The sequence below is a fragment of the Desertivirga arenae genome (genome assembly GCF_017355785.1).
GTDB lineage: Bacteria > Bacteroidota > Bacteroidia > Sphingobacteriales > Sphingobacteriaceae > Desertivirga > Desertivirga arenae.
The window spans coordinates 134409-160773 of sequence record NZ_JAFEWE010000014.1 but is presented as its reverse complement, the minus strand read 5'-3'; the positions used below and the strand labels follow the sequence as shown (position 1 = coordinate 160773).

34 protein-coding genes are annotated in these 26365 nt (G+C 38.8%); 19 read left to right on the top strand and 15 right to left on the bottom strand.

Features of this window, described 5'->3' with window-relative positions; translation table 11 throughout:
* The first annotated feature begins 95 nt into the window (after nt 1-95).
* Nucleotides 96-1154 carry a hypothetical protein gene (locus J4N24_RS21050; protein WP_207535718.1) on the top strand — a complete coding sequence of 353 codons (1059 nt, stop codon included), beginning with the start codon at nt 96-98 and terminating at the stop codon, nt 1152-1154.
* An 11-nt stretch (nt 1155-1165) separates the two neighbouring features.
* Entirely contained in the window at nt 1166-1594 is a 429-nt protein-coding gene (locus J4N24_RS21045) for a DUF6438 domain-containing protein (RefSeq protein WP_207535717.1), read from the top strand.
* On the opposite strand, the gene J4N24_RS21040 is transcribed toward J4N24_RS21045, so the two are convergent.
* Together J4N24_RS21040 and J4N24_RS21035 are read right to left on the bottom strand one after the other, a co-directional pair.
* The gene (locus tag J4N24_RS21040) at nt 1587-2030 is read right to left on the bottom strand and encodes a hypothetical protein (RefSeq protein WP_207535715.1); all 444 of its coding nucleotides are present in this window, start codon (nt 2028-2030) and stop codon (nt 1587-1589) included. The two genes, J4N24_RS21045 and J4N24_RS21040, sit on opposite strands and share 8 nt — an antisense overlap.
* Nucleotides 2031-2076: 46 nt before the next feature.
* Nucleotides 2077-3141, bottom strand: coding sequence for a type I restriction endonuclease (locus J4N24_RS21035; protein ID WP_207535713.1), 1065 nt, complete (start codon nt 3139-3141; stop codon nt 2077-2079).
* 119 nt (nt 3142-3260) lie between these two features.
* Here J4N24_RS21035 and J4N24_RS21030 point away from each other — a divergent pair, with 119 nt between their 5' ends.
* A complete protein-coding gene (locus J4N24_RS21030) occupies nt 3261-3971 on the top strand; it encodes a hypothetical protein (protein WP_207535711.1) in 711 nt (236 codons plus the stop codon).
* 30 nt (nt 3972-4001) lie between these two features.
* On the opposite strand, the gene J4N24_RS21025 is transcribed toward J4N24_RS21030, so the two are convergent.
* From J4N24_RS21025 to J4N24_RS21015, 3 genes are read right to left on the bottom strand one after another with little or no spacing between them, the layout of a single operon-like run.
* Entirely contained in the window at nt 4002-4298 is a 297-nt protein-coding gene (locus J4N24_RS21025) for a hypothetical protein (RefSeq protein WP_207535710.1), read from the bottom strand.
* 25 nt (nt 4299-4323) lie between these two features.
* A complete protein-coding gene (locus tag J4N24_RS21020) occupies nt 4324-4812 on the bottom strand; it encodes a YcxB family protein (protein ID WP_207535708.1) in 489 nt (162 codons plus the stop codon).
* Between the two features lie 20 nt (nt 4813-4832).
* On the bottom strand, nt 4833-5264 hold the full coding sequence (locus tag J4N24_RS21015; RefSeq protein ID WP_207535706.1) for a helix-turn-helix domain-containing protein: 432 nt from the start codon (nt 5262-5264) through the stop codon (nt 4833-4835).
* A gap of 169 nt (nt 5265-5433) precedes the next feature.
* Here J4N24_RS21015 and J4N24_RS21010 point away from each other — a divergent pair, with 169 nt between their 5' ends.
* Nucleotides 5434-5850 carry a hypothetical protein gene (locus J4N24_RS21010; protein ID WP_207535704.1) on the top strand — a complete coding sequence of 139 codons (417 nt, stop codon included), beginning with the start codon at nt 5434-5436 and terminating at the stop codon, nt 5848-5850.
* A 34-nt stretch (nt 5851-5884) separates the two neighbouring features.
* Nucleotides 5885-6568: a hypothetical protein gene (locus J4N24_RS21005; RefSeq protein ID WP_207535702.1), complete on the top strand. Its 684-nt coding sequence runs from the start codon at nt 5885-5887 to the stop codon at nt 6566-6568.
* A gap of 50 nt (nt 6569-6618) precedes the next feature.
* Here the strand turns inward: J4N24_RS21005 and J4N24_RS21000 are convergent, their stop codons facing one another.
* Nucleotides 6619-7047, bottom strand: coding sequence for a hypothetical protein (locus tag J4N24_RS21000; RefSeq protein ID WP_207535701.1), 429 nt, complete (start codon nt 7045-7047; stop codon nt 6619-6621).
* A gap of 52 nt (nt 7048-7099) precedes the next feature.
* Nucleotides 7100-7390 (bottom strand): hypothetical protein, encoded by a 291-nt coding sequence (locus tag J4N24_RS20995; RefSeq protein WP_207535699.1) that lies wholly within the window; start codon nt 7388-7390, stop codon nt 7100-7102.
* 456 nt (nt 7391-7846) lie between these two features.
* Here J4N24_RS20995 and J4N24_RS20990 point away from each other — a divergent pair, with 456 nt between their 5' ends.
* The 6 genes from J4N24_RS20990 (at nt 7847) to J4N24_RS20965 (ending at nt 12123) form a co-directional block, all read left to right on the top strand.
* On the top strand, nt 7847-8479 hold the full coding sequence (locus tag J4N24_RS20990; protein ID WP_207535698.1) for a hypothetical protein: 633 nt from the start codon (nt 7847-7849) through the stop codon (nt 8477-8479).
* A 156-nt stretch (nt 8480-8635) separates the two neighbouring features.
* Complete coding sequence (locus tag J4N24_RS20985) at nt 8636-9130, top strand: DUF6265 family protein (protein ID WP_207535697.1); 495 nt, start codon at nt 8636-8638, stop codon at nt 9128-9130.
* Nucleotides 9131-9553: 423 nt separating this feature from the next.
* On the top strand, nt 9554-9778 hold the full coding sequence (locus J4N24_RS20980) for a hypothetical protein (RefSeq protein ID WP_207535695.1): 225 nt from the start codon (nt 9554-9556) through the stop codon (nt 9776-9778).
* 4 nt (nt 9779-9782) lie between these two features.
* Nucleotides 9783-10664 carry a HEPN domain-containing protein gene (locus tag J4N24_RS20975; RefSeq protein ID WP_207535693.1) on the top strand — a complete coding sequence of 294 codons (882 nt, stop codon included), beginning with the start codon at nt 9783-9785 and terminating at the stop codon, nt 10662-10664.
* A 327-nt stretch (nt 10665-10991) separates the two neighbouring features.
* Nucleotides 10992-11453, top strand: coding sequence for a hypothetical protein (locus J4N24_RS20970; protein WP_207535692.1), 462 nt, complete (start codon nt 10992-10994; stop codon nt 11451-11453).
* A 46-nt stretch (nt 11454-11499) separates the two neighbouring features.
* Nucleotides 11500-12123, top strand: a complete 624-nt coding sequence (locus J4N24_RS20965) for a WG repeat-containing protein (RefSeq protein WP_207535690.1) — start codon at nt 11500-11502, stop codon at nt 12121-12123.
* 14 nt (nt 12124-12137) lie between these two features.
* On the opposite strand, the gene J4N24_RS20960 is transcribed toward J4N24_RS20965, so the two are convergent.
* From J4N24_RS20960 to J4N24_RS20945, 4 genes are all read right to left on the bottom strand, one after another.
* A complete protein-coding gene (locus tag J4N24_RS20960) occupies nt 12138-12389 on the bottom strand; it encodes a hypothetical protein (RefSeq protein WP_207535688.1) in 252 nt (83 codons plus the stop codon).
* A 629-nt stretch (nt 12390-13018) separates the two neighbouring features.
* The gene (locus J4N24_RS20955) at nt 13019-13513 is read right to left on the bottom strand and encodes a hypothetical protein (RefSeq protein WP_207535687.1); all 495 of its coding nucleotides are present in this window, start codon (nt 13511-13513) and stop codon (nt 13019-13021) included.
* 129 nt (nt 13514-13642) lie between these two features.
* Nucleotides 13643-14419, bottom strand: a complete 777-nt coding sequence (locus tag J4N24_RS20950; protein ID WP_207535686.1) for a hypothetical protein — start codon at nt 14417-14419, stop codon at nt 13643-13645.
* 70 nt (nt 14420-14489) lie between these two features.
* Nucleotides 14490-15137, bottom strand: a complete 648-nt coding sequence (locus tag J4N24_RS20945) for a hypothetical protein (protein ID WP_207535685.1) — start codon at nt 15135-15137, stop codon at nt 14490-14492.
* 147 nt (nt 15138-15284) lie between these two features.
* Here J4N24_RS20945 and J4N24_RS20940 point away from each other — a divergent pair, with 147 nt between their 5' ends.
* The gene (locus J4N24_RS20940) at nt 15285-16559 is read left to right on the top strand and encodes a PQQ-binding-like beta-propeller repeat protein (protein WP_207535684.1); all 1275 of its coding nucleotides are present in this window, start codon (nt 15285-15287) and stop codon (nt 16557-16559) included.
* 144 nt (nt 16560-16703) lie between these two features.
* Here the strand turns inward: J4N24_RS20940 and J4N24_RS20935 are convergent, their stop codons facing one another.
* A complete protein-coding gene (locus J4N24_RS20935; protein ID WP_207535683.1) occupies nt 16704-17555 on the bottom strand; it encodes an NAD-dependent epimerase/dehydratase family protein in 852 nt (283 codons plus the stop codon).
* Between the two features lie 924 nt (nt 17556-18479).
* Here J4N24_RS20935 and J4N24_RS20930 point away from each other — a divergent pair.
* Entirely contained in the window at nt 18480-18956 is a 477-nt protein-coding gene (locus J4N24_RS20930; RefSeq protein ID WP_207535682.1) for a hypothetical protein, read from the top strand.
* A 163-nt stretch (nt 18957-19119) separates the two neighbouring features.
* On the opposite strand, the gene J4N24_RS20925 is transcribed toward J4N24_RS20930, so the two are convergent.
* On the bottom strand, nt 19120-20004 hold the full coding sequence (locus tag J4N24_RS20925; protein WP_207535681.1) for a TraB/GumN family protein: 885 nt from the start codon (nt 20002-20004) through the stop codon (nt 19120-19122).
* Nucleotides 20005-20322: 318 nt separating this feature from the next.
* On the opposite strand from J4N24_RS20925, the gene J4N24_RS20920 reads away from it, so the two are divergent.
* The 3 genes from J4N24_RS20920 (at nt 20323) to J4N24_RS20910 (ending at nt 22615) form a co-directional block, all read left to right on the top strand.
* Nucleotides 20323-21159, top strand: a complete 837-nt coding sequence (locus J4N24_RS20920; RefSeq protein ID WP_207535680.1) for a hypothetical protein — start codon at nt 20323-20325, stop codon at nt 21157-21159.
* Nucleotides 21160-21276: 117 nt separating this feature from the next.
* Nucleotides 21277-21849, top strand: coding sequence for a hypothetical protein (locus tag J4N24_RS20915; protein ID WP_207535679.1), 573 nt, complete (start codon nt 21277-21279; stop codon nt 21847-21849).
* A gap of 61 nt (nt 21850-21910) precedes the next feature.
* Entirely contained in the window at nt 21911-22615 is a 705-nt protein-coding gene (locus tag J4N24_RS20910) for a hypothetical protein (protein WP_207535678.1), read from the top strand.
* 128 nt (nt 22616-22743) lie between these two features.
* Here the strand turns inward: J4N24_RS20910 and J4N24_RS20905 are convergent, their stop codons facing one another.
* On the bottom strand, nt 22744-23907 hold the full coding sequence (locus tag J4N24_RS20905; protein WP_207535677.1) for a hypothetical protein: 1164 nt from the start codon (nt 23905-23907) through the stop codon (nt 22744-22746).
* Nucleotides 23908-24269: 362 nt separating this feature from the next.
* Between J4N24_RS20905 and J4N24_RS20900 the strand changes: the two genes are divergently transcribed.
* Genes J4N24_RS20900 through J4N24_RS20890 form a run of 3 tightly spaced genes read left to right on the top strand, consistent with a single transcriptional unit; the run spans nt 24270 to nt 25729 of the window.
* Complete coding sequence (locus tag J4N24_RS20900) at nt 24270-24488, top strand: helix-turn-helix transcriptional regulator (protein WP_207535676.1); 219 nt, start codon at nt 24270-24272, stop codon at nt 24486-24488.
* On the top strand, nt 24472-24810 hold the full coding sequence (locus tag J4N24_RS20895) for a HipA N-terminal domain-containing protein (protein ID WP_207535675.1): 339 nt from the start codon (nt 24472-24474) through the stop codon (nt 24808-24810). Before J4N24_RS20900 ends, J4N24_RS20895 begins: the two co-directional genes overlap by 17 nt.
* Nucleotides 24803-25729 (top strand): HipA domain-containing protein, encoded by a 927-nt coding sequence (locus tag J4N24_RS20890; RefSeq protein ID WP_207535674.1) that lies wholly within the window; start codon nt 24803-24805, stop codon nt 25727-25729. Before J4N24_RS20895 ends, J4N24_RS20890 begins: the two co-directional genes overlap by 8 nt.
* A 37-nt stretch (nt 25730-25766) precedes the next feature.
* Here the strand turns inward: J4N24_RS20890 and J4N24_RS20885 are convergent, their stop codons facing one another.
* Complete coding sequence (locus J4N24_RS20885) at nt 25767-26285, bottom strand: 3'-5' exonuclease family protein (protein ID WP_207535673.1); 519 nt, start codon at nt 26283-26285, stop codon at nt 25767-25769.
* Between the last annotated feature and the right edge of the window lie 80 nt (nt 26286-26365).

Genomic DNA, 26365 nt, shown 5'->3' with positions numbered 1-26365 from the left:
TGCCCTACACTACCACTGGGAATGAAAAACAAATTGCTGAGGGCCTATTCAGTGGATAAGTTTTAGAATTGAGTATCTATTAAAAAATCATACCTATGGAAAATAATAAACGAGTTGCCAGGTTAACCTGGAACGATAAAGGATACGTTTTACCTTCTGGTGGAGCTGGAAAAAGTACGGATAAAGACAGTCATGAGTATAGATTCGGATACGGACATGAAGAATGGTTATTTGATGTAAGTAAACTAATTGACGGGTACCATTATGGTTTCCTTCAGCCTGTTCGACAATATCAAGAGGCTTACACTGGTGGAATCTATTCAGTAATGCTTTACACCATTAATAAAGAAACGAAATTAAGGTATTGGGTTGGTGATATTGAAAGGGTGGAGGTTATAGATGAGCAGGAGGCATTACGGATAAGAGGTATTTATAAAGATAGAGGTTGGCTTAACGAGATGGAAGAGCAAATTTTGGAAAGTGGAGGATCAAAAATGGATTTCGCTAATTATCCCGGAATCGACTTGTTTAATGTTCGGTTTCGCCCCAAAGATATAAACGTCACTGATCCGTACCTTGAACTTCCAAGTGATCATCCATTAAGAACAATTACTCGATATACCTTCGCTCGATTTAAAGAAGAGTTCCAGCCTGCGCCAAATTTCACCTCACCGAACTTTCAGTTTATTCCACCTGATCAAGTTCCGGAGCCTACTGATGTTGGACTCGAAACTCGTAAGTCGATAAGACCTCCTCAGTCAGTAGAAATAACCTATCTCCATAGCGCCCTTAGTAATATCCTAACACGGAGGCTAAGAGAAATTCATGGGAACAATAATGTAACGGCAGAACATCCTTCAGGAAATGGAAGAAACAGAATTGATGTGCTGGTCAACTCCAAAGAAGGATTAATTTTTTATGAGATAAAAACTTACAACTCTTTACTTACATCAATTCGGGAAGCATTTGGGCAATTGCTTGAATACGCAATCTGGCCAGAAAAAATGAAGGCTTCAAAACTGGTTATTGTTACTCATCTACCTGCATCAGCGGATGTATCCAAATACTTGAAATATATTAGGGATCAGTATAATCTTCCTTTGTATTATCAGCACTTAGATTGGGAAAAAGGTAAGCTATCAGAAGAATTTTAAGGAGGAAATAAATGAAGCTTGAATTTCCATTCGCACTCGCTAATTTAACAATACAGCTGGAGAGGAAACCGGGTTTTGGTCCCTACGAGGGATACCACATATCAATAAGTGGTTCCGGAATTATTACCGTCGAAGAATTCGAGGAGAGGACTTTTTCCAACTATTCAAAAACTGTCTCGGCTCACGAGATATTGAAGCTACTCAAGTATGCAATTGACATTGGATTCTTTGAGATGCCAGACGGGTATAAAATACGAGAAAAACTTTATTTGGATGGAGACGAGGTTGCTGTGGAGGGATTCCTTTGCACAGATTTGCCTATGCTAGATTTAACTATAAGTACACTTACTCAGACAAAGTCAGTTAGAGATTATTTAGGTGCTCCAAGACGGTTGAAGAGGTTACAAAGTCAGATTAGAAATCTGGCGGGATTTACCTAATGTTTAAAGCATTTTTTATTCGCTCCAATTTCTCTTCATCTGAAAGACTCTCAAACTTCTTCCACGTAGCATACTTAAAATACCTGACGCCTGTTTTCTTGCTTTCATCATTGCTGTGAAACAAAAGTCTGGTTTGACATCTTGGGCATACCGGATAATTAGGAGTAAAGCGTTTGCCTTGTGGTTGATCGGCTACTAGTGATAGAACTTTAAATGCTGATTTCTTCTTAATTAATGGGATACGCTCAATTTCTGCTTGTATAAAGTGAAAAGCCTTTACATCTAATAAATTAGCGTAGTAGAAATCCTGTCCATCATTGGTTTGAAAGAGAAAGCTTCCGTACATGAAATCACTTACAATTGGGATTTCAACTATTTTGAAGCATCCTAAACATCTTGTCTTGAAGCAGGCTAAGGATTGGTATTTCTCTTCCATTAAGATTTAGAAAGGATGCGGAGCCTGTTAGAAGCTCCGCAAGAATTTATAAATACAAACTTACAGCCTCATTCAAAGAGTCGGATAATGTATAGATGTCATCCACCCCTTGAATCTCCGTTTTAATAAACTTTTTATCAGCGGCAGCTATCTCAATTGTTTTCTTCTTTCCATCCAGGTTCAGTCTGCATATTGTCTTTCGGTTATTATCGTCAAACAGAATTGCACAATAGCTCTGTGCGTCCCTCATAACAATTCTTTTAGAGTCAACCTTCTGACGTAAGATAGCCTTTATTATAAAGAACGCTTCCTTTTCCTCCTCTGTGGTTACTATCAGGCTCTTTTCTGTTATTGTTTCAGTATCAACAGAATCGGAAGTTAGCGGTTCTTCGTTTTGCACTTCGGCGTTTAGCGCTGTTTTCAACCTGTCGTTGATAGTATCATTCATTAGCAGATTGAAGGCCTTTTTAGTGATAGGAGTAAATTGCTCTAATACCTTAGCTGTAACAACGCTTGGGTAAGTTTTCTTAGCAAAATATCTTACAAAGTCTTCTGATGGACTTATCATCTCATTTGCTAATAACGTTTTGATCTCGTTCAGGAACTTAAGCTCACTAGCAGTATTCGTAATACTTTCTAGGTCGAAATAAGATTTGTGGAACTTCTTAAGTTCAGAAATTTCGTTGTCCCGTATCTCGGTGATCTTGAATTCGAAGAACGGTTTCTCATCCATTTTATTTGGAGTTACCAGGTCTGTATAAAATCTGAAAGTAATTCCATTGGTAAGCAGGCCGAACTTAGCTTCTGTGGTGTGAAAGTAGCGGAAGAGTTGAGAATTATGAGGGTCTAGGTTTTCTTTGTAATGCTTGCATTCTACCAGAATGATTGGTTTCTCATCCTTGAGAATTGCATAGTCAACTTTCTCACCTTTCTTTATCCCTATATCCGCAATAAATTCCGGACTTACTTCGAACGGGTTGAATACATCATACCCAAGAAGTTGAATAAAGGGCATAATTAAGGCGTTTTTGGTTGCTTCTTCGGTTTGAATTTGTGGGCAAAGCTTCTCTACTCTAGAGGCGAATTGCAGAATTGCATCTTTAAAGTCCATTGTGACAAGTACTTGAGATGAGAAATATCGTAAATATTTTTAATCAAATTATAACTATAATAAAAAAATATTGACTTTTAGTTTTCACCATTTCACTGGGTACTTTATTACTTACCATTTTGACGAAATTTTACACGGATAAGCTAAACTTCGAAACAAGAGAAATTCTCAGGGGAACTACACAGATGGCGCCTCATTTCACAGAACTTGCGGGCCGTATTTTCAAAAATTATGCTGTCATGCCAATTAATATTTGTTTCAGTTTTGAAGGAACCAAAAGAGAACCAACTTTAAAAATATGTTTCAAGTATGAACATGAGGTACGAATATGCGAGAAACAACGTCTCCTCAATTGTCAGAATAGGACGAAGGCACCTAATTTAGATTACTGGTCGGCAATTAGGAAACACATGTTCAGTAAACAGTCATTATTATCAGGCATTGTTTTAACGTTTCGCTTCCTGAGTTTAAGAAGGCGAACCTTATGGACATCTTATTCTTCTTATGAGGCTTTTGCCAAAGCAGAGACTAATGATAGTATTCCTTCAGATAGGCTGGAGAAACTAAAGAAAGAAATAGGACAAGAAGATCTTCTTTGGACTATTAGCCGAGCTGGTGCTGCAACTATATTTTTCTTATTTACTAAAGAGCAGGTTACGCAATACGAGAGGAGCGACCTTCACAAGGATTGGTCCAACAGGTATTATGAACTGTTGAAACCATATGATGAGTTCGGGTATTACAAACAGGAGGACTTTTGGGTTAATCTAGATAGTAAAGAAAACTTTGATAATAACTATCAGAGTAATTGGTACTATTATTACAAATAAGGGCCTACTGTACCAAAGCTGAATAGATTCCTACCTATAAAAGAAAACGAGCGTTATCCAAATCACTATGGCAAGAATATTCAACGCAAATGAGAGCCAGGTAACCGTTGCATTATAGATCTTGTACAACCCTCGGGAAAACATCACTAAGGTCGCAACTCCAAAAAGGAGAGCCAGCATAATATCTTCCCCTGGAGTACAGGGACCTCCTCGAAACTTCTTACTTACAATAACATATATTAACAGCGGTATTGTAATTGAATAATATATTGCTGTGTAGTAGGGGCGTAGCGAGTTTGAATTTTCGTTATCAGGTGCTTTACTCATTGTGTTAAGTATTTAATAGCAGCTATCACTTCTTTATCTCAATCTTGGCCTTCACCCAAGATAACACTGTTTTGTATTCCTCCTCGGAGCCAAAAGCTGATTTAGGTAAATAGATGAAAGAATTCTTAAGCAGGTAAAGCAAGGCGTATTCTTTAGTTTTATAGATCTTAACAAAGTTGTTCATTTTGATAATAGAACTTCCACCGTCTTCCATGGCGGCACTCAGCTCTTCTGATGTGATGCTAAAGGTTCTCCTGGTAAGTACAGCTCTATTTTCTTTGGAATGGGAAAAACGATAAAAGTAAATGACTAAGTAAACTGGGTAGCTAATAACCAGGAACAAAACGAACCGATCCACATTATCCAAAAAACCTTTACTGGTATATTGGAGTAGAAGAAGGGCAGGAGCAATTAACAGGTAAAGATTGCTGCGACTAGTAAAATACTTCTTTAGTAATAGTTGGAAATATTCTTTTTGTGATAGACTTATTTCGCTGGTTTGGATTATTTGCATGGATATGTTTAGGATTCAGATTAAGGCTTACTGTTGCTCTTCATCAATATCTCCACCTTCTCTTTTTCGCTCTGTAACAAACGCTCGTAAAGCTTTTTATTTTCTTCGTAAAGAGACTTGTTTTCCTCAATGGCTTCCATCAATTTATCAAGAGGATTAAATGTGGGATAATAGTTAAATAGCGATCCGTTATCGTGATTGTTTACCGTATTGCCTATAATATTAAACACAGCCTCTTCACTAAAATTCTTAATAACCTCCTTATTAACACCCAACACCTTCGCCACCTTCTCCAGCATCTCATCATCAACAGTCTCACTTGCTTCCATCCTGGACACAGTCTGCTGACTTACCCCTAATTCGAATGCCAAGCTATCTTGCTTCATATTTCTCAATTCACGAATGCGACTGATTTTTCTTCCGATGTGTGCTGGCTTTGATGAGGTTTCCATATCCCAAATATAGATTTTTTTCGGAAGTGTAATAAAACCTCAGTTTGCCTAATGAGTAAAATAAACAGGTAAATTTAAAGCTGAGGGAATTTGCTGCGAAATATATTTTTACTGCGCAAAAAGACTGCACATTAAGTATTGACCTTTGAACTGTCCAAATAATGAGAGTATGATTTTTAAAATTGAAAACGGGCTCAACAAGATTACCATCGGATATAATGACCTCGTTACTTATGTTAAAATTGGTAAGCCCGTATCTATGATTTGGGATGATAGCGGGGGATCAGTAGCTAAATACCTTGCCATGGTGCCACTTACCCCGGAAGAAAGGAAACATATTCATGATCAGTTCCAGTTCGAACTTCATCAAAATTACAAGGGCAGGGAAGCGGATTTATTTGAAATGTTGAAGCACTACTGGGACTGCTGGAAAATGGGGAATACTACCTTGGCTTTAATGATGGTACAGCTAAGGCTGTTGCACAAAGTTGCAGATAGGCTGTACTCATGGCAGTCCAGGCATATTCTGAATAATATCGATAATAAGGCAAGTTCTATAGCTTTTTTCCATAAAGCAAACTTCTGAGCCCCATCTCCGTAAACAATCCTAAATCTTATCAATGAAAAAAATATTTAAAGCCCCGCTATTTCTTTACCTTCTAGTTTTACTACAATTTAATCTTACCCATTGCACAAAAGGCAGCCAAGACTATTTGGTAGTTCACAAGGATGAAGGGCCCCATGGTACTGTTTTGAAACTAGTTTTACAGAACGTAATTGGAAAAGACAGCTTAATAGAAATTGCGCGGCAGATCCGCCAGGAAACAGAGAAAAAAGAAAACTTCGTAGTCTACTACTACCTTCCTGGAATGAACGACGCCATCTGCTGGACGGCAGTTACATATGCAAAAGACAGCACAGACTGCAATGCAAAAGACCGTTCAAATGTATGCGTAGAATACGAAGAAGTAATCCCAGGAATAAAAACCAGGAATGAACTCCGCGCACTTAAAAGTAAGGAATACAACAAATCACAGATCCTTAAAGAAGTACCCGATATGTTTGCGAAGGTTAAATATGAAATCTATCGGCCCGATCCGAGAACCGGAGAAGGCAGGTTTATTGTCGTACGTCCCGATGGTACCACAAGGTCTTTGATGTACAAATATAAAGAGGATGGGATGTGGAAAAGAAATACATTTATCTCTCCTGCAAATGCTGAAGGTGCTTTCGAATTGGATGAAGCTGGAATGTGGGATTATCAGTGCCTGCAATGTCCGAATGGTAGATATATTCCATTCTAACCTAGAACCTGGTACTATTATTATAGATAATATAGAATGAGCCTAACGTCTTATTCTTCGATAGTCAAACGAGCTTCAATCCTTTGCAGATTTACTATTACTTGCTCTTTACTGACTAATGGAAAGAGACTATCAATTATATGGAGCACTTCTTTAAAGAGTAATTGCGCATCGGACGTGAAGACTCTATAAGAACTGAAGATTTTTGAGTTGGATATTACTTCGTAATCCTTAAAAATGCTCCAGTGTCCTGCTAATGCAAGAGCCTTTCTTCCTTGCTTCGTCTGGCTATCAATGCTGAAATATACTACCGGAAAATTGTTTTTCGTTCGATCTGCAATAAGCAGTTTTGCCGCATCCAGGATATATAGTTGGCACTTAGGAACAGGGATTGAAAAAGATATAGAGTTCATCTTCAGTCTATCATTCTCCTTTAAGAATGTCTGAATTATTGGAATAGTAGTTTCTGGACTAAGCATAGTTGCAATCGTGATGGACTAAAGATAGATTCCTTTTTAGCGGGAGATTGGGTTAATGGAAAGCCATATATAGAATGGAGGCAATTAGCACAAATGCATGCATTCCAAAAGAGATCCAATTAATCGTTCCATTGTAGATCTTAAAAAGTCCACGAATAAACATTACCAGTGTCGCTATCCACAAGAAGAAAGGAAGCACTATGTCCAGGTTAGGCGCATGATATGATCTAAACTTGCCGCTTGATTCGACATACACTAAAATAAGAGTTGCAAGGATGTAATAAATAACTGCGTAGTAGGGGCGGAGGTAAGTCAACTTTTCGGTATTAGGTTTTTCTTTCATTAGTTGTAGTGTAATAGCAACCCTGATATGTAATGATATCGAAAATAATATAAATAGCACAACTGATAAAAACAGGAATTAGGATAGCACCTAAAATTCCCGTCTTCCTTAGCTTCTGTATCAAAAAAAGTATAATGAAGTTTGTTAAAAAGAAGAACATCATTCTTTAATTCTTCCTAAAGTAATCATTTTTGAATAAGCTCCGCTTCGCTAATGCATATTTTGCGAATGCATTAATGAGTAAAATAACGAACATATCGATAACCCTAAAAATTAGAGGCTTACCAGAGTCTGAAGATTGACCAAACAGGCGATAAGTAAGAATTCTGAAAACCCCGGCGCATTTTTTCATAACTGCTACATATTGGTATCTTTACCCATTCTGGTGAATCCTATAGCCCGCAATGCGGCCGGTGAGTGACAAGAGCTTAGTCATTGCGTTACACAAAACAAAAAATGAAAATATCTAAGAATATTATAATTACCTTCTTATTCCTGATTACAGCACAATTATTTGCTCAAACTCCTCAGCAGCTGGTTAAAGCTAGCTTTGATAATTACAAGAAGGCTATTTTAACCGACAATGCAAAAGCTGCCTTAGCAGAGGTAGATTCGAGGACCAAAAAATACTACCAGGAGATGCTGGTAAAGACTAAAATGCTCGACAGTGTTGGGGTGAACAAACTTTCTGTAGTAGACAAGTTTACAGTGTTGGTTATCCGGCATAAACTTTCGAAAGAAGAAATTCTTAAAATGCAAGGCACCGATTTATTTCTATATGCTATTGAATCTGGAATGGTAGGAAAGTCGTCGGTTTCAGACAACTCTATTGGAGACGTCACGATCGCTGGAGATTTTGCAAAAGGACAACTTGTCTCAAAAGGTAAAGCAGTTCCTTTTTTCATCCACTTCTACAAAGAAGATTCGAAATGGCGATTTAACCTTACTTCTTTGTTTCCCCTGGCCAATATGTCGTTTAAGAAACTAGTGGAGGATAGTGGTAAAACACAAAATGAGTTTCTGTTCTATATGATGGAGCTAATGACAGGGTCGAAGCCGGAGCCATCCGTTTGGAGGCCGGTGCAATAGTGCAATGATAGGGAAGGGGATCGGGCTGCTAAAGAAATTTATCCTGATTTTCTGGAGTAGAATCTTACTCACGTGGCTTTGGTAAGTTAATCTACCTGAATAAATTACTCGTCTTTCAATAGAGGAATTAATTATATTTGATAAACCGCATGTCTTATGAAACAACATTCAACAAGCCTTACTACCTTAACCCTCCTTTTTCTTTTTCTATCACTGCATGTTAAAGCGCAGGAATTCAAGGCAGAAATAAAAGACCTCAGCTTCATGCAAGGCAAATGGCAATTAAAACACCAGTGGGGAGATATGGAAGAATTCTGGGGTGCTCCAATGGGTGATAATATGATCAGCAGCTATCGCTGTGTTAAAGATGGCAAAATTGTCTTTTATGAATTTGTAGTGATCGAACAGAAAGGTCTGGTACCGGTTATGTATCTCCGGCACTTCAACCCGGGAAGTGTTGGCTGGGAAGAAAAAGATACTCCCAACCCTTATCCTCTCATTAGTTTAAAGAAGAACCACGCTGTTTTTAGAGGCGCAGATGGAACTGAGCTAAGTTACACCTTAAAAGCCCCCGACAAACTAGAGGTCGCGTTGAAGGAAAAGAACAAGGAGGGGAAGGAAGAAATCACAGTGTTTCCATATTCCAAATAAAAGTGCCCTGATTCATTTCAGTTGAAGACCCTTATTATTTTCTTTGTTTGCAAGGCACCTGCCGGAGAAGGGCCATAACAGGTATCTTACCTACGACAGTTATTATTAATTGGACGTGTATTAGCCCTTGAAGATTTATTTGAAAGGAGCAAATTTTGTATGAGGTTACCAAGGTCTATTTATTGCTATTTAGAATGAAATTTATCCTCATTTTGACTTCGAAAGTAATATATCCAGACAAATGAGTAAAACACCAGTATAATTAGTGGGGTACCGCTTTCTCTCTGCCGAAATTAGTATTGCAAGGAAAAGGAGGGAATTAATAAATACCTAAGGATGTTGACGATGTGCCAAGGAGATTCTATGTATTACTAATTCCATGACAGGGAAGGAGATCGAAAATCAACAATAAATGACCTGCATATGGAACCCACGTCGCAAACTGCTCTTAATCACAATGAATCTCCTGGAGGCCTGAGCCTGGAGGAGGAAGTCTCTGGAGAAGGTAATAAAAAGCTTAATAAAGCAATCGAATCACATGTAATCTATCTATTGGAGGCAGCACCGGCACAGAGAATGAATAGGGAGGGGGAATTCTTGGATACTGTTCAATTGAATCCGCAGGACTGGCACAGAAAGGAGGAATAGGGGAATGGAAACAGTTTATCTATCTGAAGAACGCTCTAATCCACCTGCTGACCTGTCGCCATTGCATCTGCTGGAAAACCTCCAGACTTTCCCAATCGAAAATGAGCTGGATCAGGAGCAGGCAGTACTGGAGTTCCTGGTTCGTGTAGTCAAGCCTGATATGGTATTTATGGTGGAGAAGCGAACAGACTGTTTTCCCCATTGGTACGATTTTGTGCTGGTATTGGCCGGTTCTCCTGGTCAGTCCTTCCGCGAACTAGAGCCTGTGCTTGATTTTGCTACTGCCTGCTGTGCTTCTATTTCCTGTTCGTTGCTTAATTGGGGTCAGCTAAAGGAGCTGTTATACAAGGGGGAGTTCTTTTACCTAACGCATTGTTGTTATAAGAACCTGGTGTACAATAGAACTGCATCCAAGCTTCCCAAGGTTTCATTTGCTTCCTTGCTTGCTACAAGGCAAAGAGCATCGGTCACCTTTGAGGCTGGTAAAAAGCTTTCCAGTTTGTTTTACCAGGGAGCCTCCATGTACGCTGCAGGAAGGGAGAATACCATGGCAACCTTTATGCTGCAACAGACCATTGAACAGTGCTACCGCTGGCTTACTCGTGCCTTTTATGGGAGGGACCAGAAAACGCATTCATTAAGGGCACTGAAAACTCATATCCGTCGCATTGCTCCAAGTCTTCTGGACTACTTTCCTGATGAGACTGAGGAAGACAAGGAAATTTTGGATCTGTTAGAGCATGTTTACCTTGATTCTCGGTATACTTCTGATTTTATAGTAAGTGACAAGCAGCTTGCTGTACTAATGGAGCGAACGAAGGGGCTGCTGGAGGAAGCTGCAGAAGTGTTTGAGGAGAAAATGAGAGTGTTGGATATAGGGGAGTAGTCTTTTTTCTTACCCGTGTTTGGGAATGCTTGTAGACTGATTCGGAGTCCCTCCGTCTCTCAGACGACTCTCCTCCGAGTCTTGGCCCACTTTAGACGAAGCGGAGTAAAAGAAAAGTAAAAGCGTTCCCGAAGCGTTCCCGAAGCAGTCTGGAAGAACAGTAAAAGCGGAGTCGAATAAAAGACGAAGAGGAGTAAAAGAAGGTCATTAAAGTACTTCTGTACTTTATGTGACATGAAGAAATGTCTTGAAAGACAGTACTAATATACAAATATTTTTATTAGGAACAATATAGTTTACAATTACATCAATTAGAAACAAAACGAAATGAAAGGTATTTTTACCATGATGAAAAAACTGATTTTTATTCTGCTCCTGGTAATAGTTGCAAAAGGGGTGATGGCTCAAATCCAGGCACCACCTTCTTATCCACGACCAACGCAGGCAGCTACCGAAAGAATAAAGTTTATCGCCGCAGATAAGGTTACCCAGCACATTGGCGATTCCATGAGGGTTGCCGATTCTGTTTACAGTACCCGTTTTATTGCTGGTAATACCCCCATCACTTTCTTAAACCTTGGCGGTAACTATCCTAACCAGAAATTAACCATTGTGATTAAAGGCGAAGCAAGAAAGAACTTTTCATCAGCTCCTGAAGAGGTATATAAGGGTAAATACATTGCAGTTGAAGGAAAGATCACGGAATATAAAGGACGGCCTCAAATGGAGGTTTATGATCCAAGGCAGATTCAGTTTATGGAGAAGATGCCGGCGAGGGAAGTGAAGTAAAAGATTTTCTTTTCCGATATTGGAAATCGGAAAGTCTATTAATGGTATGAGGTTTCTTAGAATCTTATGGTTACTATTTCTAATATTATCTGCAGTAGTACAGGCGCAACAAAAATTTACAGTTAAAGCAGTAACGGGAAAGGACTGGAAGTCTCAGTACTATCTGGTTGATGATAAGGGAAAAACGGTTAAAAAACTGGATACGGCAAGATACACCATGTGTTTAAGTGGATTTAGGCCTGGCTATTTCGCAGTTTTTGGTATCAAAGGAGTAAAGGGTTGGGCCGCAATAGACATCAACGAAAAGATTCTGTTTAAAGTTTATAACACAAGTTTTGGTGAACCAAGTCCCGACGAATTAAGGGAAGGCAAAATCAGAATTGTTGATGCTTCTGGAAAAATTGGTTTTGCCAACTATCTCGGAAAAGTTGTGATTAAACCTCAGTTTGAAATCGCAAGCTCTTTTCATAAGGGGAAAGCTTTGATTGGACGAAAATGTAAAATGGTTCCCTGGGATAAACACCCGGATGAGAAAAGTGCTTGTCACCATTATGATATAGTATGTAAGGAGCAAGGCTATATAAACTCTGAAGGGAAAGTTGAGCTTATTGGAAACTTTACTTACGAGCAGATGAAAAAGAGAATAAAATGGAAGAGTGAGTATGAATAGGGGGGTAGAAGAAATTAGGATTCTTTTGCCAGGTCTGCAGGTTTATATCCAAAATCTTCCATTCTGATTTTTATCAGCTCCACTGGATCTACTTCCGGAAGATCTTCCTGCGATTTTTCGTACTGCGAAATGAGGTGCGCTAGTAAAAGCTTTTCTTTATGTTCATCAGAGCCTTTTGATGTACGTTTGACCTGTTCATACCTGGAAACAGCATTGTTATAGTCGTCTTCAGATTCGATTAAATACCATTGTGGTTTTCCAGTCATATCTTTTTCTATTTAAATATTAAGTTCAAATCCATTCAGACCGTTTTAGCGTCCACTTTGTCGTACTCCTGGTGATATTAAAACTTCCTACGCCAGGTCTTTCCCGCCAATAATAGCCCCGAAATTTATAAAACGTTGCAACGGTATTCAGCGAAAATTTCTCAGGGAAAAATAGGCTCCTTTGATAAGATCTGTTACCTACTCTGTAAGCCTATTTAATTCTGGTACCTTCTTTATGGATTTTAATGATCAACGCAAAAGTTGAATCAATAATGTCAATGTCTACCAATATAAATAAAGTAGCGATATCCAAATAATTATGGCAAAAATATTCAATGCAAATGAGAGCCAGTTGACTGTTCTTTTATAGATCTTGTACAAGTCTCGAAAAAACAACACCAAGGCTACAATCCCAAAAAGGAGAGCAATTATGAGGTCTTCCCCTGGTGTACAAGGTCCACCTCGAAATTTCTTACTTACAATAACAAGGATTAAGAGAGGTATTGCCAGGGCATAATAGATAACGGAGTAATAGGGCCTTACAGAGGATGTTGTTCGGGTAGCACTTATTCTTTCCTTTAAGTTAAGCTATTCCAATTATAAGAATAAAAAACTTCATTTTTTTAGTATCATAATCCCCACATTGATTGCGCTACCTCCTTAAATAGGCTATAAGAAGGTTCGTCAAGTAAAAAGACTTTGGATTCGTTGCGAAGGATTAGAGTGGATTGATCCCTTAATACTTCAGCGACAAATGACGCATCCCGTGCTCCAAGCTCAAACTTTGTTCCTCCAATACTTATCCAATTGCCACTATTCTTAACCTTGTCGTAGTTCCTATCTACAAAATCCTGTTCCCCAATATTAAGCGACAATTGACTAATAGCCTCTGGCTCAATCCTGATACGATTATTAAGGAAAAGCTTACTAAATGCAGCAATTGCACCGACAGGAAGAGTTAAGATCGCTACCAATAAAGTAAAGACACTCAGTGCTTCTATAATACCAATCTTAATTAGATCCAATATCCCTGTTAAAACTCCAAAAATGGCGAAGTTGATAATAGCGACGTTGACTATCTTATTATAGAGTCTTTCTTTGTTTGATATAAATTGTAATGTCAAGGAAAGATTGGCGAAATTTTAAGGTTATACTAATGTAGTGGAAAGTGTTGAAATTTAAAGGGTATGGTCATCCATTTTTTAGAAGTACCTATTATTGCTCCGGCGCAGCGACAATTTACTATAAGGCAATTATTTCAACGCCTTTCGATCCCTAACTCTAACTGTTGCAAATGCCTCTAAAACTTCCTTCTGTTCCTTCTCGTCCAGATTCATACCTACGATATTAAATGTCAAACTATTTTTTCTACCTCTGATATAAAGACCTGTCATCCCCTTACCGCCAGCTTTAGGATAAATAGTTTTGATGAAATATGCGTCTGTCGTATCTACCTGAATATGATGTTGTTTTACGACTTCGGGAATGGAAACCGGTATAATAATAGAGCTATCTTTATTGGTTAATGTTGCAATATAATCTGCTTGGCTATATTTAATCCTTTGTTCTGGGGTTGGAAGGCTAATTCGTTTTTCGGGACGTATAAAAGGTTCTACATGTACCAGGGAGCTATCCTTTATTCCTCTTTCTTTCATTTCTCTTGCCTTTACTCGCTGTACATGTTCTGCAAGTGTATACTGAACTCCATGAACACAAAAAGGGCAGGAGGGCATCCATTCTTCGGTTTGAAGGTATTCCTCAGCAGTGGGAAGAAGCGAATTCGCATAGCCTTCCCAACTGAAGTCAAAAACAATGCTTTGCTTTTTTGTTGTCACCAGTTCACCAATAAATGAATCTTCCCCAGTGTGCTTTTTATAGCTATAACTCTTTGGGATCACTATAGAGAAGCTTTCCAGATCGAGAACCTTGGTTGGCTCCGGACTTGCAAAGATTAAGATTGACGAAAGAGGCGTAATAAAGAGAAGAAAACTGGTTTTAATTTTTTTTATTACTGTCTTGATAAGTATCATGATATAGGGAAATTGCTCAAAGTGGTGTTTTCCGGTCAAGATTGCAGCTTAGGGAACCTGGTTGAAGGTTCTATAGCTGCATACCCGCCTTTGCTCGCTCCAGGGCACATTCGTCCTTGATCTTGTATAATTCCTTTGCGAGCCATTGTTGTTCTTCTAACTCTTTCCCTTCTGGCAGACTGACCGGCTCGCTTTTGGAGAAATAAAGGCGGATAGAGTAGACTTTTGCATCTTCCCTGTCTTCTGTCTCTACTCGTACTCGTTCCCAGTCGGTATAAGCTCTTCGCTTTATCCAATTATATTTGAAAACGCGTTTTATAAAAAGTAGCTCATTTGAGCTAATAATCACTTCATGTTTTAAGTTGAAATAATAAATGAAGGACAAGGTTGTTAGGCAAAGTACTAGAAAAGACCAGGGCTTTATTTCTGGTTCACTGAAAGCAAAGAAAGGCAGGCTAAATACGGCTATACAGAAAAGGGTAATGTTAGCACCTGACCAGCCACTTGGTTGCCGGCTTACTACATACTCCGAGTCCATTTGCTGAACGCTCCACTTCGTGTGCGAGGGTTTTTCTGCTTCCTGGAGCTGTTGAAACGGAGATAGAAACTCTGATACCTTAAAGAATTCGTCGCAAGAAGTACAGTAGCAAATGCTAGTTCTAAGGTTTACGTTATCACGAGTTATAAGACTATTACAATTGGGGCAAAGTAACTTCATTGATAGGCTTTGGATTTATTTTGAAACAAGCTTTCGCTGGTCTAAGATAGGGAAATGTGATTATGGAAGTTTATTCGATATGAAAAATCGAACTTTAAATAGAAAATGAGAGTTTTTGAATATTTTGTATCGCAAAAATTCATCTGAATGAAACTGCCATTTTTTAATAAGAAGAAAAATAATTCAAACCTTAAAGAGGAGTGGAATTCCTTGGGGGAGCAGTACGTATCGCAAATTAATGAGATGGTTTGTTTTGGAGAAACACATGGTTGGGATAATTGGAAAGGAGAGGAGCCTGAGGATAAAAGGGATCACCTGGCAGCGGAAGTTGTTGATCTGCTAAAAGAAGCAAACAGGAATAACACTGTGGAAGATTTCCGGAGGGATTTTCCACCCGCTCATGCTCCCTTTATTTCTTATTTCGAGAAACAGGGCCAGAGTATTGAGCATTTGCATTATATCGATTCGGATAAAATTGTTTTCGTCACCGGGACTCCCTGGCAAAAGCGACAGGCTTATTTATTGGACGGCAAAAGCTTAATTGAGCTTGATGAAAGTATTCAGGGAATCGGGAAGTCTAAACGTAATAATGTATTTGCGTTTTACGATGGCAGTACTATCACCACTACCCATGGCTGGCAAGGTGAGACCATTGCGTCTTTTGAACTTGGACTTAGTAATCAAGTTAATCCTACTGAATTGATTCCATTTAATGATGGAACCAAGGTCCTTATTATTTCGGCTGAAGGTATTTATCTAATTGATAAAAACGAGGAACTCCTTATTCATCCGGTTAAAGCAGAGGATGACGATGATGAAGACTGGAACCCGAATATTGCTATGGAGAATGGAACCCTTTCTTTTGATAATCAATATGTAGTAGTAGGAGATCAGTGTTCTAATCACCGGATTCTAGATCCTAGTGGTAAACAGATTGGAGAGATCGGTCCGCAATCGGAGTACGCGCATTTTTGCTTGTTTGCCCAGGACGATTCTCAGCTGATCACCAATTCCTGTCACTTTTATAACGGGGTTACTATAGGGGTGAAATCCGAGGATTTCCAGGGTTTGAACATTGAACCCTGGCAGGAAAGCGATCTTTTCCAGGTAATGGATGAGGGCATGAGAGTATATCATGGTGTGGCTTATGGCGATATCTATATTCTTGGAGATGCTGGAGGATACATTAAAGCAATAGACAAAAACGGGAAGCAAATTTGGAGACATTTCCTCGGTTCAACGATAAGTGGAATGACCATTTCGGATGATGGTAAGACATTGTGGGTTGCCTCTTGCACGGGTATTATTCATAAACTGCTTCTCGGAAAAGGTCACAGGGATAATCAGACAATAGGGAATGGGAATCATTACGAGGAGTTCAGACTGATTTTGTGGAAAGGTGAAAATGCGATGTTCTGGTAGGAGTATTTGCTGGTTAAATTTTCGAAGAAGGAAATTTGACTATACACCTGCATGTTCCTGGGCTCGATGCTAAACTTAAGGTAAGTTAATGAAAACATAAAAATTTATGCTTTAGGCCGAGGCGATACGAAGTACTCGCTTTTCTTAAAGTCTTATTGTCTTCAGCAGAAAATCGAATGTATACTTTGCTTCAAATCCTAAAACCTTTTTTGCTTTATCCGTAACATACAACCGATCGATACTATCAGGATAGGACCAGTTCCTTGACGCATATATCGCTTCGGCTTCAGGATAAAGTTTTAAAATCGCCTCTTTCGGATTTTCCTTGAGTATTTTCAAATCCCCCCTGGTAAAAGGGCTGGTACTGGCAATGTTGAAAATCTCAAAATTTTCAAACTGGTGTTGCAGTCCTAAATACAGAGCTTGGGCCCCGTCTCGTTCATCGAGACCACGATAAAGGCGATGGTTAGCTTCCACATTAGCTTCTTCCGGTAGAAATCTTCCTACCCGGTATACAGAAGTTTGCAATCCCTCTTTATAAAAAAAGTCTTTACAAAGTTGCTCGGAGGCTTGTTTAGTAATATCATAAATATCCCGCGGCTCCACAGCAAGTTCTTCCTCTACCCAGACGGCATGACTAGAATTCCCCATAGCCGCACCATAAATAGAAGTGGTGCTGATATATAGAAATTGCCTTACACTATGTTTTACAGCAGAATTTAGCAAATTAAGGGTGCCGTAAATGTTGGTATCTATAAATGCTTCCCTTGGATAGTTAAGATCATAATGACGGCCGTGAATTGCTGCGGTATGAATTATTGCATCAACATGGCTACAAGCTTTGTTAACTTCATTGCTGTTTTTAATATCGAGAATAAGGTCAGTGGTGTCAGCCGACAGTAAATCTGCACCAATAACTGATATTCCGGATGATTTTAACATCTCCACAACTGCTTTACCAAGCTTACCCGACGATCCTGTAACTAATACTCTCATTGGTCATTTTTTCAAAATATCCTTTTCCTTTGAGCCTTTCCAAGCAAATCGCCATAGTTAATTATCTTTATTTGGTGGCAATAGTATCCGATTCTCATCACCGAAGGTTGCACTTATTATTATTGAAAGTTTGAAGAATAGTTACGAGTTCAATAATTTATAAGTAGTACCAAAATAATACCAGCTATCACCTAAAAGAAAAGAAAATCTTTCAAAAATGAGACAAACTAGATACCGTTTGAGATTATTGTGATTTAATAATTCTTCAGCTTTGTACAACGACAACCGAAAAAGGCACATTAAGATTCGGCTGAGCCTTCTTTACTTGACGAATACCTTATAAATCCGTTCACCTAAATTAATCATTTAACTAAAAAGAGCGTGGTTCTGGTAGCTGTTTTTCTTGATTGGTTAGTTATCAATCTAGAATTTGAAAATAATTAGGAAATGTATAAACTATTCTACATTTTGTATAAACACTATAATATCAAGTCTAATGGTAGTAGTGGAGGAGGTGCATTAGGTACTTTTGGAATTCTATTATTGACTTTTTTCTGCTTGTTTTTATCTTTTGAGGTACTAATAGGAATAGTAGTTGAACCATATTCCAGAAAAATGTTTTTCAACAAGGATTTAACAATGACTATTTTTTGTGGATTGTCAATTTCTATCTACTTACTATTTTTCCATAGTAAAAAACATCTTCGCTTGTACACAAAGTTCAAGGAGGATGCCTTTTTAAACAGTAGGCAAGCTGCATTGCTAGGATGGATAACCGTAGTGTTCTTAATCCTCTCTCCGTTTATCCTTATTTTGATAAAAAATAAAGTTTTTTTCGGGAATTGGGTATAAACACTTAAATACATAGGGAGCTATGATTTACAAAATTCTTCTGGTTATCTTAATTGTTTTCGATTTCCCATAATGAAAGGTAGGTGCCAGCATGTAAATCCAAAAAGGGAGATAAAACGTGAGGCTCAAAAGCTTATCGTGTATGATGACAATTTTGTCCATAGAGTTCTTACTAATGCATTTCAGTACCACAAATTGCGTAAGGCATATAGTAGAAATAAGTTATCAAGGATCGCTGATAGTAATCCTGGTTTAAAGGAACGGAAACACTATTATCTTTCGTTTTATAAGGGAACAGATAATTTCAAGTTTTACGACAATGGGAACAATATTTTTCCGGTTTCAATCAACCTCCATACGTCTGACCTTACTCTGGAAGGAAACTTAAAAGTAGGTTTGGGAAAGCGGCTTTTCGGCGAGCAGTACAAGCTACATAATATTCCTGATCTTGTTCAATTTTCAGACATTGAACAAGGAAACCTTTTCACATTTGTTTTCAAAAATGATGTTCTTTCATCAATCAATTTTTCCGTTTGTTATTTAGATTAAAACACTAGAAAGCTTTGCTACTGGCTGCCTTGTTTCCTGAAACTTAGTGGTGGTATTGTTGGCATTCGTTGTTCTGGTAGAGTTATTCTCCTGGCCTAGGGATTCAAAGACTGGGGATTCATAAATACGATCCCCCAATCCATAATCGTTGCAATTAAGTCGCCTATTTCAAACTCACAGGCCTAACGGTATACCCAGCAGTTTTTAGTAACTCAATTATACCCTCTTTTCCTGGTAAATGCCCAGCGCCAACTGCAAGAAACACGTTTCCTTTATTTAAGAAATCGGGTAAAAGCTTTACCCATTCCTTGTTCCGGTCGATTAATAATGTTTTTAATTGTTCTGCACTGGAGTCGGGGCTTTCGCGAATTAATTTTTCTATCTCTGAAAGATTTTCTGATTTGTAAGCATCAAATAGTTTTTTTGATTCATTTGCGTAACGCTCATTTTCGCGTACCGTTTTTAAAAGGTCTTCCTTTTGTTTCTCAATAGGTGTATTGAGCAATAATGCCGACTGCTTTTCGATTGTCTCGAGGCCAGCTACCTTTTTGCCATTCTTTGCGCCTTCCTTTTGAAAAAATATATCTAATCCAGGATTGTCAGGACTTATATTCCCAGGAGCAATTTTTGCCACAAGGAGGATTTGTACGGTTGTGGGCTTAAAGGCGTTGTAAACAGTTAGCGGTGCGCCTGTCTTTGCCGTCATTACAGCGTCCACCTCTGAAAACTCTGAAGGCGAAAGTATTTCGTTTAAACCCTTCCCCTGTAAGGTCATATAAGGCATCATTTTTTGAGCCATTGCCATTTCGTCCTCAATAACAACTTCTCCGACAATGAGCTTAGAGTGTTGAAATGCCTTCATCAAACCAGGTAAAGTGTCCGTGAAGCTTTTCCCCATCAGGTGGTAAGTTCCGTAGAGATAAGAGCTTTCTTGTAGTCCTTTACCGCTTATTTCCCACAACAAACCGTTTTCTGATGTGCCGGATTGAGCAATAGATTGTAACGCGATTACCATCGCGGTGATAAGATTTAAAAGTTTTATTTTCATTTTTATTAATTGTTTTATTGAAAGGTCAGAATTGATCAGTTAAAATTCTGTCTCTACAAAATCCTGCTTGATAAGTAATCGGATTGAAGTGTTGATAGTTAGAAACTTCCTTATTCTAAATACTGCGAACCAGTGGCTAAGTTAATGAAATGGCGTGGATTGTAGGTTCTCAATTCGTTTTTAACTTATAGGGTGCTAGAACAACTTATTGAACTGAATCTAGACTTGCTTAATAAAAAAATTTGTATTTCCAATGCTGGAAGTTGCATTTTATATAAATTTGAGGTCTTAATTCCAATCGAATTAATTTTGATGAGTATGAGACCAACCTTTATCGCAATTGCAGCGCTGTGTTTTATCGGCTGTAAGCCTTCTATTGAAAATCAGTTACAGGGAAAGTGGGATTTTTATAAGTCTGAATCCAAGGCAGAACATGCGTTTGAAAACAATGATGACTTAACGGTCAAAGTATTTGACGGGGTATCCTCGCGTATTTTTGCCTCCAATTATTTGTACTTTGTGAATGAAAAGAAGTGTACTGGTATCGTTGGAGCAGAGACCGGTAGTTATTTCTCAGGTAACTGGCATGTAGATCCCAAAGATTCTACTTTATCTCTAACTATTGAGGGGAAGGACGTTCCTTTCTTTAAAATAGAGAAAATTGAAGATGATAAACTCTATTGTACTTTCAAGAAAACGCAGAAGAAGTATTCTGTGATTAGTCTTGACCAAATCCTCGTTTTCAAACGAACGCAGGAGGGAACTGAAGTCGCTCTTTCTTATACCCAGCCACAGTTTAATCAATGGCGGGTAAAACCGAAGACATCAGAAAACTTGAATCAAATCAAAGAACGTGTTAAAGGAGCACTTCGCTATTCCGCTCTTGTATGTAAGCTTGGAATGAAGTATAAAAGCAAATCGGTTTCTACTGCTACTTTCAACCTGCCTTTAAAATATTATTCTAACGGGGTTATGATGAAGCCTATGGGTGAGTGTAAGGATTGGACAGCTCTTTTCTATGATGAGTACGATGCTCTTGTGGGCTACAATATTGTTGTTTCAGCTATTAAATCTGATTTGATTATTCCTAGAATGGACTCCGCAATGGAAACCAATGAATTTATATTTACGGAGCTGTTGAAATCGATTAAATAGATCAGTCACGGGTTGATCTTAGCTAATCGGTGCTTAAATTTATAGGGATTCAAGTATCATGAACCACAATATGAAACTGATTAGTAGACCTTGACTACAAATAACCTTTATAAAGCTATGTTCTTTAGGCTGTTTCACGAACGAACTCCCCATCGACTATCTAAGTCAGATTACTGGAGGAAATGGGAGTTATTTGAACTGTTTAAAGATTTACGGCGAGCTGAAGAACTTTTGATAGAAGTAACAGCCGAAGCAGAGGAAAGCATACCTGCAGAGTTCAGGGATGTATTCATAGAAGAATTAGGGGACCTTGAGGGTGCAAATATTCCGGACTTTACAACAATTTGGAATTGGTTTACGCCTGGCAGGGAGTGGGACTGTGTGGTGGGAGATAAGGGTAAAGATCTTGGCAGGAATATATTTAGGATTAGTAATAAATGGAAAAGGGGGCAGATATTTTTTCCCCTTACTAAAGTTTGGCTAAATGGAAAATATGGAGTTGTTCTTGACAGGACTGAAGGGAATTCACTCTATGGTTTTATCCGCTGGGATAGCAATAAGTCTGAGGATATAGAGGATTGGCGGGGGCCAATAGGAAGGTTCTTAGCTGCAGGAGGTGAGGTAATTAGTCAGGATTATGAGTTTGAATTTATTAATGATGACGGTTCAATCGTAACAGGACGCTCGTAGGAGGCATTTAATTGGAAAAAATAAAACATACAGAGGAAGGGAAAAACCGAAAACTAGATCGATGAGAACCTTTAACATCATAATAACATCCCTAACAGTACAATTTCTGACCTACATCATACTGCTTGGGTGCATATTTGTGCCAGGAGTAGTGTTTCTCCCCACAAAAGGAAATGCGGTAGTATCCATGTCATTGCCAATATTAGCCTTTGCAGCTGGTTATTTTGCGACACGAAGAACGGCAAGAGCTAAAACGGAATGGACAATGACTGAAGAAGGAATTGTAATCCATTGGCATAATCAATTTATCTTTCACCGGAAACATCATTTAGACATCAAATGGGAGGAGATCAGCGAATACAAGTTTGAACCGGATAGAAACTTTGATCAATTTAAATTAAAATTATCAGATGGCAGAACCTATAAATTCTGGCATAACAAAAGCAACGATAAAGATGATTTTGTTAAATTTATTACTGCTTTTAAATCAGAAGTTGAGAATCGTAATCAAACCTTTCACCATCAAATCACCAGAAGTCCTTCGATCTATGAAACTAAAACAGGTTTGATTTTAGCAAGAATTGCCGGATTTGTAATGGTGATTATTCCGTTCATTTTTTTGGAGAATCGGAAAGGAAACTGGGTGCCTCTACTTACTGTCTATCCAGGTGCTATTTATTTTATAGCTCAGGTTTATATGGCAAGGAAAGGTAAATCAAATAGGGATATGGATAATGGTAGCTCGATTAATGACCTTTCAGCCTAGTCCACTGAAGTAATAATACAAAGATTAAAAAATGGCTTCTTATAATGACATTAGTATTAAATGGTAAAGGTATAAAATGCCTCCCTGCAATTTGGATTGATATTACAGGAGAGGCACTCTAATTTTTTCTACATGTTCAGCTTGTCCATGTCTAATCTTGTTTCAGCTGGTGTATACCCTCTGACTTTAAATACTTGCCGGTTAGCAGGAAGGTAATTAGACTCGCCTCCGCGACGGGTATAAATTGCAAGGCCACCGCCACCACCTGGAGCACCAAAGAATGGTGGGGGATAGGCTTTCACAATGGCGATATCTGGTACGGGTATATTAGCGATATCTTGTGCAGACACTCGCATTTCATTTAGAAAAAACGTTACAGGAGAACCCCGCCATCTTGCGCCCCCTCCATAGAAACCTCCTGGTGATATTTGCAGGCCGGCAACTCTACCTTGCAGGTAACTGAAAATATCTGAGAAACCTAGTGCATTAGGATCATCCATAATACTGATTAGGCGTTCGTTACCAGACTTGAATAATCCGCTGGCATATTCTTCATTAAACTGCTGAGCGGGACTTTTGACGGTACTTTTTACTACCACTGCCTGGAGTTCAATCCTAGGTCCAGCGAAACTAGCTTCGGTAATTTTAACAGGCTGATCAAGGCTCGAACGCACAGTTGCTGAAGGCTTGCCGAGATAAAATGACTGGCCTGCCACTGCTAGCGGCTTATAAGTGGAATCGAGTTGAGTACTAATACGGATGTTGAGCGGCCGGTTAGAGTTTCCCGGATCTGAAAAGGCCATTAGTGCATTGTCTTCAAATAACCAGTTATTAATGGAAAAGGTACCGTTCTGTGAAACGGGAACTTCCTGGTAGTCCCACTCGCCTGTCTTTGTGAGGAGCATGGCTTGTATCTTGCCGATTTTCTTTGCGTCTTGTAGTTTACCTCTCACTTCGAAGAAGCGTTGCTGTAGTCCCGCCAGCAGCGTGTATTTTCCTCTCGCTAGCGAATCTGGCAGGAATATAGCACCTGAAGCTTGTCCGTTGATCATTGGCCAGCGGAGGTTGGTACGCAGTCCTTGTTCATTTTGAATAATCAGCTCCACCGTAGCTAGGGACTGATTAATTAGCCTACCGGTATTATCTTTATAATCTACTTTTACAATTAATGAATCACCAGGCTGTAAGACATTCTTGTTCAGTTGTATATCCAACTGATTCTTGTTCTGTTGTGCCTGTAAGGTGACCGTCATCAACAGGCAGGCAAAAAGGGATAAAATCACGCTTTTCATATAAATAAATTAAACAATATTGAGGCCAGACAGCGCCGGCGGAACAGAAAAGATAAATTAAATTAAGGGGTGTAGGTTTCGAAACGGCAAAGCAGCCAGAACGCTACCCTTAATGGATATATAAACGGCAATAGTGTAGAAAAATTTTAGTGGTAACAGACAGTGTCTACTATAAATAATCTCTTACTTGAACATGTCTGCCTAATACCCGAAGATGAGCATTCAAAGCCTTAGAAATGTAATTTATAAAAATGATAATTATACCCGTAGGGGTATAATTTAGTCACCTTCCATAAATTTTATACCTGAAAGGGTATAATTACACTAAAAGTAGTATATTTATACCTGTTAGGGTATACTAAATGATTTCGATAGCATCGTATCTAAAGAATAAGCGAAAACAACTAAAGCTAACTCAGGAAGATCTTGCGTACCGGTCGGGGGTAGGATTGCGTTTTGTAAGAGAACTAGAGCAGGGAAAGGAAACTGTTAGATTAGATAAGGTTAATCAGGTTCTGCAGCTTTTTGGTAAGCAGGTAGGGGTAGTTGATAAGGAACAAATCGATGACGAACAAGGCTAAAATTTATTATGAAAAAGAGCTGGCTGGATACTTGTTAAAAACAGACAGGGGATATACTTTCATTTATGATGAAGAATATCTTGCTGGCGAAAAACCGCGGCCGGTTAGTCTGACCCTCCCTTTGTCACCATACCCACAGTACAGCAACACGTTATTCGCTTTTTTTGATGGCTTGATTCCGGAAGGCTGGTTGTTGAACCTGGCCAAAGATTATTACCGCATACGCACAACAGACCGCTTCGAATTATTAATTACTCTTTGTAGGGATACGATTGGTGCCGTAACCGTGATACCTGTGGAGGAGGAGATTGAAAATGGCTAATTGTTATTTTTGTTACCAACCTGTTCCAGATGGAGGTTTATATCATCCGCCTTGCTGCAAAAAGGTATTTGGCACTAGTAAATTACCTGAACTTAAACTTGACCAATCGCTTCTTAAAAGCCTTGCAGAACAAACCGTTAATCAGCGCATCGCCGTAACCGGGGTTCAGCCAAAGCTTTCAATGTCCCTTGTCCGAGATGGACAAGATAACCGCCTTACGATTGTTGGGCTTTGGGGAAATTTTATATTGAAACCTCAACATAGCTCGTTCTCTCAAATGCCCGAGAATGAAGATTTAACGATGCACCTGGCCTCGGTTTTCAGAGTATCCACTTGCCGGCACTGCTTGTTAAGAGCTTCAGACGGAAATTTGGTATACCTCGCAAAAAGGTTCGATAGAGAAGGTCAGAGGAAAATTCATATGGAGGACTTCTGTCAGCTTGCGGGTTTTCAGACGGAGCAGAAGTACAGCAGTTCTTACGAGCATGTTGGACGACTAATCAGGCAATATTGTAGTAATAGGGGATTAGATCTGCAACGTTACTTTGAATTGCTGTTATTCTGTTTTATTACGGGCAATAATGATATGCACCTTAAGAATTTTTCTGTACTGCATCAGGATAAGGAGATCATACTCTCACCGGCGTATGATCTGATAAATTCTGCCATCATCAACAAAAAGGATAAACAGGATGTTGGCCTGAAGCTAAATGGTAAGGATAAAGAACTAAAAAGGCACGATTTTATCCAGCTTGGTAAAGCACTTCAATTACCTGATTTAGTTGTACAAAGAGCGCTCAAAAAGTTTACCAGCAAGGATGAGGAAATTTTAGAATGGATATCACGTTCTTTTCTATCTCCAGATGGCAAGCAGGAATACAAAGAGCTATACACCAGAAAGGTGGTGTTGCTAAGATAGAGGAAAGATTGTTATAGTAGAAGGCTTTAGTTAACCTTTAAAGTTTGATCTTTAAGCCTAATTCCTTCTTCATGTAAAGTAAAGCTTCAGCATTTCCTTTCGCATCGTCTACAGGATTATGCGTATGCTTTGTTTTCCGTAAATGCTTAAAGGTTTTGAATGTATCATTGATCAATCCCTTGTATAAGCTTCCAAGATTTTGAGAACTAAAGCCGAAGGGATTGTGGCCGGTGAAGTGGTGGAAATACCAGCAGATGAACATCCAGTCGAAGCCGTTATTATCACTGATAAAGATCGGTCTATCCTTACAATTGTTTTTTTTCCACTCTGCAAAGTTGTTCATTACTGTTGCAGGATCTTCAAACGCTAAAACCTCCTCCCGGGTATGTCCGGATACAGCTAGAGCTTCTGGATCATACTTATCGGAAATAGGCTTAAGCTTACCGTAAAAAGTAGTGTTTAAACCTTCATTCACTAATACTGCTCCAAAAGAAATCATCGAATAATCACCAGGTATGGGGCCATCACTCTCTATATCCACCATTATATAAGCCATAGGATAAAGTTAATATGAAATATTAGAATATTATGCATCAAGGGGAATGTGAAATAACAAATGCATTGTTTAACTTAACG